Raw genomic sequence first — 12623 nt, 5'->3', positions numbered from 1 at the left:
GAATGTTTCTTGATTATTACCCGGAATTATTTTAAGCGCTGTAAATACATTTGAATTACATTTTCAATACCCAAATACAAACTCTCCGAAATCAATGCGTGACCAATAGACACCTCCAACAGCCCTGGAATGTTCTCTTTAAAAAACTTAATGTTATCCAACGACAAATCATGACCGGCATTGATGCCCAAACCAAGTTCATGGGCCAATACTGCACATTCATTATAAGGTTTGATTGCGTCTTTATTTCCCAATCCATATTGGTGCGCATAAGCTTCAGTGTAAAGCTCTATTCTATCGGTCCCCGTAGCTTTGGCTCCTTCAATTTGCGCCATCACTGGATCTACGAAGATGGAAGTTCTAATACCGTTTCGTTGGAATTCAGAAATAATATCCACTAAAAAATCCTTGTGCTTTATTGTATCCCACCCAGCATTGGAGGTAATGGCATCTTCGGCATCTGGCACCAAAGTCACTTGGGTTGGTTTTACTTCCAAAACCATATCCATAAACTCTTTGATGGGATTTCCTTCAATATTATATTCAGTATAAACAACAGGCTTCAAATCATACACATCCTGATAACGAATATGCCTCTCATCTGGTCGTGGATGGATAGTGACCCCCTGGGCTCCAAACTCTTGAACATCTTTTGCAAATTGCACTACATTGGGCACATCACCCCCTCTAGAATTCCTTAAGGTGGCAATCTTGTTTATGTTTACACTTAACTTAGTCATCTACTTTTTATTTGACCAACAAAAATACAAAGTCCTTAACGCTTTTTGTAGTTATTTTTAATTAATTTGCAGTAGTATACTTTGGAGCCATGTCTTTAGAACAGTACATAATCAATGATATTAAACCTTTAAGTCTTAAGAACAAGATCAGCGATCTTAAATTATTATTTAAAGAGCTTACCTATTCGCATATTCCTATTGAAGATAACACCGTGTATTTAGGATGTGTTTCTGAAACGGATGCACATTGTTTTGAAGGTTCCAAATTGGTTTCGGAAGTGAGATATGCCATTGAAGGCTTTTTTGTTCGCACCAGTACCAATTGGTTGGACGTCCTTGAGGCTTTTGCCAAACATGACAGCAACATCATGCCTGTTTTAAATGAGAACAATACCTATTTAGGCTATTACGAACTTAATGACATCATCAACCTTTTCAACGAAACCCCATTTTTTTCTGAAGCTGGTAACATTTTAATTATAGAAAAAGGGATTCACGATTATTCCTTTAGTGAAATCAGTCAGATTGTAGAGTCCAACGATGGCAAACTTCTGGGAGCTTTCATCTCTAAAATGGACAACGACTTGGTTCAGGTAACGCTAAAAGTTGGGCACGGTGGTCTTAACGACATCATGCACACTTTTAGAAGATACAGTTACAACATTATTTCAGGACACGAACAAGACTCCTACCTCGAAAACCTTAAGGATCGTTCTGAATACCTAAACAAATACCTTAACATTTAAGGCATGAAAATAGCCATTTACGGTCAGTTTTATAATAGCAACACCACATTTTGCATTGCTACCCTCCTCGATTTTTTAAAAAGTAAAAAAGCCGAGGTCTATGTAGAGTACTCTTTTTTTGAGATGTTGCAAAATGAACACAATATCAACCTTTACAATTTCGACACCTTTACCACACTTGACAATAGCTACGATTTATTGATCAGCATAGGTGGAGATGGCACTATACTAAGAGCAATTACCCATGTTCGTGATTGCAATATACCCATTGTAGGTATCAATACCGGTCGACTAGGATTTTTGGCAACCATTCAAACCGATGAAATAGAAAATGCACTCAACAACATTTTAATAGGTAACTACAAGATTTCCGAACGCATTTTGTTAAGCGTCACTACCGAGCCCGAAAACAAGGATTTAATTGAAACCAATTTTGCCTTGAATGAGGTTGCGGTAAGCAGAAAAAATACCACTTCCATGATCACCGTGGAAACACATTTGGATGATGAGTACCTTACTTCTTATTGGTCTGACGGCTTGATCATTTCCACACCTACAGGATCCACAGGATATTCTTTAAGTTGTGGGGGGCCAGTAATCATGCCCGAAGCCCACAATTTAGTAATCACTCCTATCGCTCCCCACAATCTTAACGCAAGGCCCTTGGTAATTTCAGACGACACCAAGATCCAATTAAAGGTAGACGGACGAGAAGATCATTATTTAATTTCCTTGGATTCCCGCATTACCACCTTGCATAATTCCACCGTGGTAACCATTAAAAAAGCGCCCTTCACCATTAAAATGGTAGAGCTTGTACACGAAAGCTTTATAACCACCCTAAGGAAAAAATTACTTTGGGGTGAAGACAAAAGAAATTAGGCAATAAATCCCCGTAAATACTGTTTAACTGTAAGACAATTTGTTTCAAATTGTTATAGGCTAATCATATTTATTATATTTGCAAACTTTGAAAAACCTATGAGGTATTTAATTCTCCTTTTTTTAAGCATGTTTCTTTCACAGTCCCTAAGTGCTCAAATTTATGAGGTTGGGGTATTTGCGGGAGGCAGCAACTTTATTGGCGATGTTGGCGCAACCAATTACATCTCTCCAAATTCACCTGCTTTTGGGGGTATTGTAAAGTGGAACCGCAGCCCTAGGCATTCCTTTAGACTATCATTAATCTATACCGATTTGGAAGCCGACGACAATAAATCGGATGACCCAAGACGTAAGGAAAGAGGTTTTGCTTTCTCCAACGGACTTTTGGAAATAGCTGGTGGAATGGAATTCACCTTTTTCGATTTCAACCTTCACGAAAGTGGCACACATATTACACCTTACCTTTTTACAGGGATGAGTGTGGCAAAACACGATAATTTTTATTTCTTGTCCAACGGCGACCTTGTTGAAGAGGGCACCAGCAGTTGGGCTTTTGGAATCCCAATCACCCTTGGTATAAAAACCAACATTACCAGCAGCTTTGTATTAGCCCTGGAAGTTGGCGCACGCTATACCTTTTCCGATGAATTGGATGGTAGTGTTCCAGACTTTGACAATGACAGCAATCTAGGATTTGGAAATACAAACAGTAACGATTGGTATGTATTTTCAGGAATAACCCTTACCTATACGTTTGGGCAAAAACCTTGTTATTGTAATTTTTAAAATGAGTAGAAAAGACCAAATAAACACCAACAAACTTCCCAAACATGTCGCTATTATCATGGATGGTAATGGCCGATGGGCAAAACAACAAGGATTTTTAAGAGCCGTGGGGCATGAAAACGGCACAAAAGCGGTACGACAGGTTGTAGAGGCTAGTGCCGAACTTGGCATTGAAAACCTAACACTGTATGCATTTTCTACCGAAAATTGGAACCGACCAAAACTGGAAGTACAAACCCTGATGAAGCTTTTGGTTAAGTCCCTCAAGAAGGAAATAAACACCCTACAAAACAACAACATACGCCTTAATGCCATTGGAAATTTGGATGACCTACCAACCAATGCCAAAGCGGAACTTTTGGAAGTTATTGACAAAACCAAAGAAAATTCAAGAATGACCCTTACCTTGGCTTTAAGCTATGGCTCTAGGGAAGAATTGGTGAGTGTGGTAAAAAAAATAGCAGATAACGTTAAAAATAATATAATTTCTCCCGAAACTATTGACGAATCAATTATAAATAAGCATCTTTACACGCAAAATTTGCCTGATGTAGACCTGCTTATTAGGACTAGTGGAGAGCAGAGAATAAGCAATTTCCTATTGTGGCAAATTGCTTATGCCGAATTATATTTTACCGATATATTGTGGCCTGATTTCAGCAAGGAAGATTTATATGAGGCTTTGATCAATTATCAAAACAGAGAACGACGATTTGGAAAAACCAGTGAACAACTTAGCTAAGAAACTACTTTTGAAAACATACCTACATTCAATTTTTATTGCACTATTTCTTTTCTGTTCAAGTGTAAACACAGCTCAAAACAATTTCAACACTGGTACATCCTACATCATTGAAGACATTTCCGTAACCGGCGATACTAACTTTAGTGCCAATACCGTAATCTCTTATTCTGGCTTAAGAAAAGGTGAAGAAGTTACCATTCCTGGTGAAAATATCTCTAAAGCCATAAAAAAGCTATGGGACTCCAACCTTTTCAGCAGCATTGATATTTATTTAGTAAAAACCGAAGGTAATTTAGCCTATTTGGAGATCCACTTAGTGGATTTACCAGAACTTAATGAAGTTACTATCAACGGTATCAAGAAATCCAAAAAAGAAGAGGTTATCAACGAAAACAAGTTGACCAAAGGTGTTAAGGTTACCGAAAACCTTATTACTACCACAAGAAACTACCTGACTTCCAAATATAAAAAGGACGGATTTTTGAACACCAAAGTGAACGTGATCACTAAGGAAGTTCAGGATTCAATCCAAAAAAGCCGTGTCGATATGTTGGTTAACATCGACAAGGGCCAAAAAGTAAAAGTTAAGAGCATTGAGTTTACTGGCAATGACAAAATTGCGGACGAAAAGCTTAGAAAAGCAATGAAAAACACCAAACAAAAGAACTTTGTTAGGGTGTTAAAACGTTCAAAATTTATCGATGCCGATTATAAAGAAGACCTTGTAAGCGTAATCGACAAATACAAGGAAAATGGATATAGAGATGCAAGAATCATCTCAGATTCCATCATCTACAACAACGACAAAACCATTTCCTTATTGATCGATTTGGAAGAAGGTGAACAGTACAAATTCGGAAAAATCACTTTTGTTGGAAACAGTGTGTACACCGATGAGCAATTGCACAGCATCCTTAGAATTAAAGAAGGAGATACCTACAACGGTGTGGAATTAAGAAAGCGTATTGCCGATGATACTAAACCAGACGGTTTGGATATTACAAACCAATATCAAAACACAGGGTATTTGTTCTCTACGATCAACCCTGTTGAAGTAAGTGCCGACGGAAACATCATCGATATGGAAATAAGAATTTCCGAAGGAAAACCAGCTTATTTCAATGAAGTTTCCGTATCTGGAAATGACAAAACCAATGACCGCGTTATCTACCGTGAATTGCGTACCAAACCGGGGCAATTGTACAGTAAGGAAAATGTGATCAGAACCATCCGTGAACTTGGGCAGTTGGGCTTCTTCGATGCGCAGCAGATTACCCCAAACATGAAAAACTTCAATACCGTAGATGGTACGGTGGATATAGAATACCAAGTTGTAGAAAAAGGATCCAGCCAAATTGAACTTCAAGGAGGTTATGGTGGTGGAGGTTTCATTGGAACCTTAGGATTATCGTTCAACAACTTCTCCATGAGAAACATCTTTAACAAAGATGCGTATAAGCCGGTTCCAATGGGAGATGGCCAAAGTTTGGCTTTGCGTTTACAAGCCAGTAGATTTTACCAAACCTATAGCTTCTCATTTTCCGAGCCATGGTTAGGAGGAAAACGTCCATTACAGTTCTCCACCTCTATTTCGCATACAAAACAATTCTTGTATAACTATGAAACAAGAGATGCCGATAAGAACAAACGTTTTAACATTACAGGGGTTTCTGTAGGACTTTCTAAGCGTTTATCTGTTCCGGATGACTATTTCCACTTGTCTCAAGCTTTAAGTTTCCAACATTACGACTTAAAGAATTACAACACGGGGTTATTTACCTTTGGAGACGGATATTCAAACGGTTTTGCCTACACTATTGGTTTGAGCCGAAACAACACTTATACCGACCCAATCTACCCAATGGGAGGTTCTAGTTTTGCCATTACTGCAAAATTATCTCCTCCGTATTCATTATTCAGCAAAGTAGACTATGCAGAACTTAAAGATGAGCGCGATTCTTTGGATCCAACAGATTCAGATGACGCTGCTAGAATTGCTGAAATCGACCAACAACGTTTCAATTGGTTGGAGTACTACAAAATCAAGTTTAAAGGAGATTGGTATACGCGTATCGTTGACAAATTGGTATTGCGTTCAGGGTTGGAATTTGGTTTCCTAGGAGCCTACAACCAAGACAGAGGAATTATTCCTTTTGAGCGTTTCTTCCTTGGTGGAGATGGTTTAGGAAACTACTCTTTGGACGGTAGAGAAATTATCCAGTTAAGAGGATATCCTAACCAATCTATCAGACCAGTTGAAGAAGATGGTTCCATTACAGATGATGGAGCTTCTATCTATAACAAGTTTTCTTTGGAATTACGTTACCCCATCACTTTAGGTGCACAGGCAAAAATCTATGCTCTTATGTTTGCCGAAGGTGGAGCTGCGTTTAGTGAATTCCAAAGCTACAACCCGTTTGAACTTAAACGTTCTGCTGGTGCAGGATTGCGTATCTTTATGCCTGCTTTCGGATTGTTGGGAATTGATTTCGGTTACGGATTTGATCCAGTACCTGGTTCCACTGGAAGCAATGGTTGGGAAACGCATTTTATTATTGGTCAACAATTTTAACTTTGGCATGATATTTTCTAATATCTGTCAGAAGGATTTAGCATGACTGTTAAAATTTTTCAGAATATATTTCGTTAATTTGGAAAAGCTAAATTCAAATGGCGGAATCAACACAAAATCTGTCATTTTAAAGGTTTAGAGAAAAGATCAATAAATCACAAAACAACAACAGATGAAGTATAGAGTTCTTTTTTTAATGATAATGATAGGTCTAAGTAGCTTGGTCTCCAACGCCCAGAGAGGTGTGAGAGTTGCCTACATAGATACCGAATACATCTTGGAAAACGTTCCCGAATATCAAGAAGCTTCAAATCAATTGGAAAAAAAGGCTCAGGAGTGGAAAGCCGAAATCGAGCAACGTTTGAATGTGGTGGATCAAAAAAAGAAACAACTCGACAATGAGCGTGTCCTTCTTACCAAAGAACTTTACGAAGAACGTTTGGAAGACATTTCATTTGAAGAACAGGAAATCTTAGATTATCAACAAAAACGTTTTGGACCGGAAGGCGATTTAATTACGCAAAAGCGCCAATTGATCCAGCCTATCCAAGACCAGATATTTGCCGCGGTTCAGGAAATTGCAGCCAATAAAAAGTACGATTTCGTATTTGATAAGTCAGCCGATTTGGTAATGCTGTACTCTGCCGAAAGGTATGACATCAGTGAATTGGTCATCCGAAGCATCACGAGAGCATCCAAACGTACCCAAGCTCAAAACAGAGCAGAGCGTAGAGCTGCAGAAGATGAAGAGGTGGTACCGGAAATCAATGAAGAATTGGAAGAGCGTGAAGCAGCCTTGGAAGCCAAACAGGCCGCAAAAGCAAAAGAAATTGAAGACCGAAAAGCTGCGCAACAAAAAAGACGCGACTCTCTAGAAGCCGCTGCCGAAGCCAGAAGACAAAAAATCTTGGAAGAAAGAGCCAAAGCCAAAGCTGAGAGAGATAGTATAAGAGCTGCAAAAACTGGGAAACCTGCCGAAAAGGACAGTGATGCCCAAAAAGAAGGCAGCGACAATGTAGATGAAAATGGAAGTGAGCAAAGTGAAACGGGAGAAAAAACCGCAGAACAAATTGCTGAAGAAAAAAGACAACAAAAATTAACCGAAAGAGAAGCTCGTCAAAAAGAGCTTGAAGAACGCCGTCAACGCATTCTGGCTGAACGTGAAAAAGCCAAGAAAGAACGGGAAGAACAAACCAAAGCAAAAGATAGTACAGGAAATTAACCACTATAACATTAATATTTAAACACGTAATACTTTAAAAATGAAACAATTTAAGACCCTTTTATTTGCAGCCGTACTTTTTGTTGGAGCTACGAGTTTCTCAGTTGCACAAAGTAAAGTTGCTCATATTAACACAACTGACTTAGTTGAAGCAATGCCGGAAATGAAAACTGCTCAAGCAGAAATTGAAAAGCTAACTAAGACTTACGAGGCTGAAATTAAAACCATGGCTACAGAGCTTCAAAACAAAATGAAGCAATACCAAGCTGAAGTAGATACCAAAACAGACGAAGAGAATGCTAAAAGAGCCCAAGAAGTACAAACTATGGAGCAAAGCATTCGTCAATATCAAGCGCAAGCACAACAAGACCTTCAAAAGAAAGAAGCTGAATTATTGAAGCCAATTTTCGATAAAGCTAAAGCCGCTATCCAAAAAGTAGCAAAAGCTCAAGGTTTCAACTACGTGTTGGATTCCACTCAAGGTGGAGGCGTATTGGTTGCTGATGGTAAAGACCTTTTACCAGACGTTAAGAAAGAATTAGGTTTCTAATCCATTCACAAAAAAATTAAAAAAAGCCGCTTTACCTAAGCGGCTTTTTTATTTTTGTATCGATGAGTAAACAACCTATTGGTATATTCGATTCCGGTGTTGGCGGAACTTCTATTTGGAAAGAGATCCAATTGCTCTTGCCCAATGAAAACACCATCTATTTGGCTGATAGCAGCAATGCTCCCTATGGCACCAAAACCAAACAACAGATCATAGATCTAAGTATCAAAAACACTGAATTCTTATTAAACAAAGGAAGTAAACTCATTGTAGTGGCCTGCAACACCGCTACGACAAATGCCATCAAATTGCTTCGCAGTGCTTTTGATGTGCCATTTATAGGAATTGAACCTGCCATCAAACCTGCTTCGCTAAATACCCATACCAAAGCTGTTGGTATTTTGGCAACCAAGGGAACACTTTCAAGCGAACTTTTTCATACCACTACCAATCTATACAGCAATGGTATTAATGTTATTGAACAAGTTGGAGATGGCATTGTTGAATTGATTGAAAGTGGAAAGATGGATTCTGAAGAAATGGAAGCCTTATTGAAAGGATACTTGCAACCTATGATAGATGCCAATATAGACTATTTGGTGCTAGGTTGCACCCATTACCCCTATTTGATGCCTTTGTTGCTTCAAATCCTTCCTAAATCGGTTAAAATCATCGATTCGGGTGCAGCTGTCGCAAGACAAACCAAAGCCATCCTGCAACAGCACCATTTATTAAATACTGAACCTACAAAAACGTCCTACGATTTCTATACTACAGGGACACCGCAAGTCATGGAATCGCTGTTAGGAGAGAATTACAAAGTCCAGCACATTTCACTTTAGGCTTCTTGAAACCAGCTAGAGTATTTCACGTAGTTATTGGCAATTCTATCGATTTCTCCTGAAATTAATTCTTCGCTGATATCCTTAACTTTTTTAGCCGGAACACCGGCATAAATACTCCCCGATTCAACTACCGTATTTTTGGTCACCACAGCACCAGCAGCAATGATACTGTTACTTTCAATCACACAATCATCCATCACAATGCTTCCCATACCAATCAACACATTATCGTGAACAGTACAACCATGTACAATGGCGTTATGCCCAATGGACACATTGTTTCCGATAGTTGTAGGTGACTTTTTATACGTGGCGTGAATTACGGCGCCATCCTGAATGTTCACCTTATCCCCCATTTTTATAAAATGGACATCTCCTCGAATTACGGCATTGAACCAAACACTACATTGCGAGCCCATGCTCACCTCTCCAACAATTGTGGCATTTTCGGCCACAAAACAATCCTCAGGAATCTGAGGAAACTTTCCGTTTACGGGTTTTATAACTGGCATAATTTTTTATTTGATGACGTTTAAAAACGTAGAATTATTTGAAATAAGATAGCAGATCTGATTTTTTGGAGGCCGAAACCATGATTTCCTTACCATTGCTCAACACAACACTTCCTCCCTTCCCTTTTACATATTTAGTGACTTCATTTATATTCACTAAATAGCTTTTATGGACTCTTACAAAACTACTACCTATTAGGGCATCCTCAAAGTATTTTAGCGTTTTACTTACCAGTTTTTTTCGGTTGTTATCAAGGTAAATTTCAGTGTAATTGTCATCGGCTTTGCAGTACAAAATATTGGCTGTATTTAAAACTTCAAACCCATCTTGTTGGGGTATTGTAATCTTCCCATTAACCCCATTGGTTTTAGGAACCAACACCTGATCTTGTAGTGCATTTTCCTTCGTTTTTACTTCGGTAACATAGTCTACCGCTTTGATGAGTTCGTCTATAGAAACCGGTTTCATCAAATAATAAGACGCATGGGCATTTAAGGCGTCGATGGCATAATGGTTATAAGCGGTCACAAATACCGTTTCAAAATTAATATCTCCTACCCTATCCAATAAATCGAAGGCATTTCCATACGGCATTTCAACATCCAAAAACACCAAGTCCAAAGCTTGATTTCTTATCAACACCAGCGCTTCCTCAACATTTACTGCTTCACCTAAAACTTCCACATTAGGACAATACTTTTTTAGATAATTCTTTAAAATCTCTCTGCTGGTCTCTTCGTCCTCAACAATAATGGCTCTTAGTTTCATAATGCTAGAATTTGGTTGTTTTTATATCTTATGAAATGTACTTTAATCGTCTTAATCCTTTTTCAGGGTAACTACCACTTTAGTCCCTGAATCTTCTTCCTGCTGAAAGTCCTCAATCCTTACATCAATTTTATCCTTGTACATGTCGTTTAGAATGGAAATTCGCTTTTTGATATTGTCCATCCCTTTACTCTTTTGCTGCTGTTGTCTTTCCGTTTTCAGTGCTTTGGAACGCTCCCTCCCAATGCCATCATCTGCAATGGTAATACATATTTCGTCCTCGCTTACCTTGTCTATGGCAATGGACAAATGTCCCTTTTCATTTTTATAGCGCAAACCGTGCCACACTGCATTTTCAATATAAGGCTGCAACAACATGGGAGGAATTTTATAATCCCCAACATTAATTTGGTCATCCACAGTAATGCTATAATCAAACTTGTCCTTGAACCTAAAATGCTCCAATTTGGTGTATAGCTCCAATAATTCAATTTCCTTTTGAAGTGGAATAAAGTCTTCCTCACTGTTTTCCAAAACGGCTCTCATCAAATAGGAAAAATCACTTAAATACTTGTTGGCGGTACGCTCATCATTTAGGGCAATAAAACTGTTTACCGAGTTCAATGCATTGAAAATAAAATGTGGATTCATTTGACTCCTCAAAGATTTTAATGCCAGCAAATTATTGGCCAAACGTTGTTGCTTGATATATTTAAACATGAAATAGGCAGTCACCAAAAGCAATACAACTCCAAACACCAAGGAATAAATGATCAATTGTTGGCGCTTGTTGCGCTCGTTGGAAAGCTGGTATTTACTTTCAGATAATTGTCGGTCACTTTCCAAACTATTAATCCTATTTTGCTTTTCAATAATACTCCTGTTGAAACGCGCCAACTGTGAAATCTCCTGTTCCTTTTTAATGTAAAGCTCATCTACCGCTGCGGTGTACTCTTCAAAAGTTTTCCTTGCTTTGTCAAAATCTCCCGCATCGGCATATACATCAGACAATTTACGAGTAGCATCCTTTTTCACTACCAAATCTTCCTTGTCATCAGCTTCCTTGATACTTCTTTCCAAATAGGAAATGGCACTGTCAAAATCCTTCTGAAGAAAATAGGCATTTCCTATCTTATAATTCTGCTTTTGCGGTGTAAGCGCACTTTCATTGTCTATTATGGAATCTTGAAGTTGAATATCCGAAATATCGTCGAGAGCCTCTTTTCTCAACTTAATTTCATCGGAATAGTTTTGGTTTTCACTATTGAATTCCGCTACGGTGATTTTCTCTTCCACCGCTCTTTTCTTATTCTCCTTCGAAGCCAGATTTAATGAATTATCAAATAATTTTTTGGCCTTTTGCACTTCCCCTTGCGAATTATAAGCCTGTGCAATTTTGGAACTCAAGTCCGTAACCTTTGGAGTGATTAAATGCTCTTGAGCAACCTGAAGTCCCTTTTTATAATTCTCTATCGCTATGGAATAGGATTTTGTGTTGTAATAAGTATCTCCCAATCCTTCATAATAAACTACTTTCTGAAAGGCCTGTAAACTGCCAAAATCGATAGTTCCATAAACCTCCAAACTTTCCTGATAATTCTTATTCAATCGATAGGCATCTGCCAATTTTAACTGAACCTCATTCGATTTGTAATTTTGAAGACTAATCCTATAATTACTCACAGCTAAATCATATTGCTTCCAAACTTTGTAAATATCTGCCAAGGTTTCATAGGCTTCGGCACTTTGGTTTATAGAATAACTTTCCTTGAGCGCCTCGGCGACAAACTGAATGGCCTTTTCGGCATCTTGTTTGGCATATACATTAGCAGAATCAATTAACTGCTTAAAGGCCTTGGAATCCTTTTTTTGATATCGACTGCTGACAAGTGACGGACTTACAGGCTCCACCTGTACCAAGATGCGATCTTGACTCACGATGGTGTAATAGACCGTTTCAAAATCTTTGTGCCGAATGGCCAATTCATCGCCAATTTTAACTTGGATTCTAAACTCACCGTTACTGTCAGTTTTAGTATAGCCCCCTCCATTTACCTCAATATTCACCTTTGGAATGGGTTGGTAAGTATCCTTTTCTTCCACTTTCCCTTTAACAGTAAAAGTTTGTGTATCCTGTAGTAATTGATTTTGACCAATTGTGAACAAAGAAATCAAACAAAATAGCAGTATAAAAATGTATTTAAAAATTGCGGCCATTTAAAAATATTCAATGTATAAACATACTCACTTT

12 protein-coding genes are annotated in these 12623 nt (G+C 38.3%); 8 read left to right on the top strand and 4 right to left on the bottom strand.

Annotated elements, in window-relative coordinates:
- Window positions 1-26: 26 nt before the first annotated feature.
- Entirely contained in the window at window positions 27-740 is a 714-nt protein-coding gene (locus BKM32_RS06640) for a pyridoxine 5'-phosphate synthase (protein ID WP_076663125.1), read from the bottom strand.
- An 89-nt stretch (window positions 741-829) separates the two neighbouring features.
- Between BKM32_RS06640 and BKM32_RS06635 the strand changes: the two genes are divergently transcribed.
- The 8 genes from BKM32_RS06635 to murI all read left to right on the top strand — a co-directional run bounded on the left by BKM32_RS06635 (window position 830) and on the right by murI (window position 9088).
- Window positions 830-1486, top strand: coding sequence for a CBS domain-containing protein (locus BKM32_RS06635; protein WP_076663123.1), 657 nt, complete (start codon window positions 830-832; stop codon window positions 1484-1486).
- 3 nt (window positions 1487-1489) lie between these two features.
- Window positions 1490-2368 carry an NAD kinase gene (locus BKM32_RS06630; protein ID WP_076663122.1) on the top strand — a complete coding sequence of 293 codons (879 nt, stop codon included), beginning with the start codon at window positions 1490-1492 and terminating at the stop codon, window positions 2366-2368.
- Window positions 2369-2467: 99 nt separating this feature from the next.
- Complete coding sequence (locus BKM32_RS06625) at window positions 2468-3157, top strand: DUF6089 family protein (RefSeq protein ID WP_076663120.1); 690 nt, start codon at window positions 2468-2470, stop codon at window positions 3155-3157.
- Window position 3158: 1 nt separating this feature from the next.
- Window positions 3159-3899, top strand: a complete 741-nt coding sequence (locus tag BKM32_RS06620) for an isoprenyl transferase (RefSeq protein ID WP_076663314.1) — start codon at window positions 3159-3161, stop codon at window positions 3897-3899.
- A complete protein-coding gene (bamA, locus tag BKM32_RS06615) occupies window positions 3871-6474 on the top strand; it encodes an outer membrane protein assembly factor BamA (RefSeq protein WP_076663119.1) in 2604 nt (867 codons plus the stop codon). The genes BKM32_RS06620 and bamA overlap by 29 nt, the downstream gene beginning before the upstream one ends.
- Window positions 6475-6646: 172 nt before the next feature.
- Window positions 6647-7696, top strand: a complete 1050-nt coding sequence (locus BKM32_RS06610; RefSeq protein WP_076663118.1) for an OmpH family outer membrane protein — start codon at window positions 6647-6649, stop codon at window positions 7694-7696.
- 40 nt (window positions 7697-7736) lie between these two features.
- Window positions 7737-8246 carry an OmpH family outer membrane protein gene (locus BKM32_RS06605; RefSeq protein WP_053978150.1) on the top strand — a complete coding sequence of 170 codons (510 nt, stop codon included), beginning with the start codon at window positions 7737-7739 and terminating at the stop codon, window positions 8244-8246.
- Between the two features lie 62 nt (window positions 8247-8308).
- Complete coding sequence (gene murI / locus BKM32_RS06600; protein ID WP_076663116.1) at window positions 8309-9088, top strand: glutamate racemase; 780 nt, start codon at window positions 8309-8311, stop codon at window positions 9086-9088.
- Here the strand turns inward: murI and BKM32_RS06595 are convergent.
- The 3 genes from BKM32_RS06595 to BKM32_RS06585 are packed head-to-tail and all read right to left on the bottom strand — an operon-like array spanning window position 9085 to window position 12589.
- Complete coding sequence (locus tag BKM32_RS06595) at window positions 9085-9603, bottom strand: gamma carbonic anhydrase family protein (protein WP_076663115.1); 519 nt, start codon at window positions 9601-9603, stop codon at window positions 9085-9087. The two genes, murI and BKM32_RS06595, sit on opposite strands and share 4 nt — an antisense overlap.
- A 34-nt stretch (window positions 9604-9637) precedes the next feature.
- Window positions 9638-10372 carry a LytTR family DNA-binding domain-containing protein gene (locus BKM32_RS06590; RefSeq protein WP_076663114.1) on the bottom strand — a complete coding sequence of 245 codons (735 nt, stop codon included), beginning with the start codon at window positions 10370-10372 and terminating at the stop codon, window positions 9638-9640.
- Between the two features lie 51 nt (window positions 10373-10423).
- The gene (locus BKM32_RS06585) at window positions 10424-12589 is read right to left on the bottom strand and encodes a histidine kinase (RefSeq protein WP_076663113.1); all 2166 of its coding nucleotides are present in this window, start codon (window positions 12587-12589) and stop codon (window positions 10424-10426) included.
- Window positions 12590-12623 lie beyond the last annotated feature (34 nt).

The sequence above is a fragment of the Mangrovimonas sp. DI 80 genome (genome assembly GCF_001975575.1).
Classification (GTDB): Bacteria; Bacteroidota; Bacteroidia; order Flavobacteriales; family Flavobacteriaceae; genus Mangrovimonas_A; species Mangrovimonas_A xylaniphaga.
The sequence above is the reverse complement of the archived record's forward strand: the minus strand, read 5'-3'. Positions and strand labels throughout refer to the sequence as shown.

What these genes read in the sequence shown, in the direction of transcription:
- BKM32_RS06640 (WP_076663125.1), bottom strand. Translation starts at nt 740, where the DNA reads ATGACTAAGTTAAGTGTAAACATAAACAAGATTGCCACCTTAAGGAAT.
- BKM32_RS06635 (WP_076663123.1), top strand. Translation starts at nt 830, where the DNA reads ATGTCTTTAGAACAGTACATAATCAATGATATTAAACCTTTAAGTCTT.
- BKM32_RS06630 (WP_076663122.1), top strand. Translation starts at nt 1,490, where the DNA reads ATGAAAATAGCCATTTACGGTCAGTTTTATAATAGCAACACCACATTT.
- BKM32_RS06625 (WP_076663120.1), top strand. Translation starts at nt 2,468, where the DNA reads ATGAGGTATTTAATTCTCCTTTTTTTAAGCATGTTTCTTTCACAGTCC.
- BKM32_RS06620 (WP_076663314.1), top strand. Translation starts at nt 3,159, where the DNA reads ATGAGTAGAAAAGACCAAATAAACACCAACAAACTTCCCAAACATGTC.
- BKM32_RS06610 (WP_076663118.1), top strand. Translation starts at nt 6,647, where the DNA reads ATGAAGTATAGAGTTCTTTTTTTAATGATAATGATAGGTCTAAGTAGC.
- BKM32_RS06605 (WP_053978150.1), top strand. Translation starts at nt 7,737, where the DNA reads ATGAAACAATTTAAGACCCTTTTATTTGCAGCCGTACTTTTTGTTGGA.
- murI (WP_076663116.1), top strand. Translation starts at nt 8,309, where the DNA reads ATGAGTAAACAACCTATTGGTATATTCGATTCCGGTGTTGGCGGAACT.
- BKM32_RS06595 (WP_076663115.1), bottom strand. Translation starts at nt 9,603, where the DNA reads ATGCCAGTTATAAAACCCGTAAACGGAAAGTTTCCTCAGATTCCTGAG.
- BKM32_RS06590 (WP_076663114.1), bottom strand. Translation starts at nt 10,372, where the DNA reads ATGAAACTAAGAGCCATTATTGTTGAGGACGAAGAGACCAGCAGAGAG.
- BKM32_RS06585 (WP_076663113.1), bottom strand. Translation starts at nt 12,589, where the DNA reads ATGGCCGCAATTTTTAAATACATTTTTATACTGCTATTTTGTTTGATT.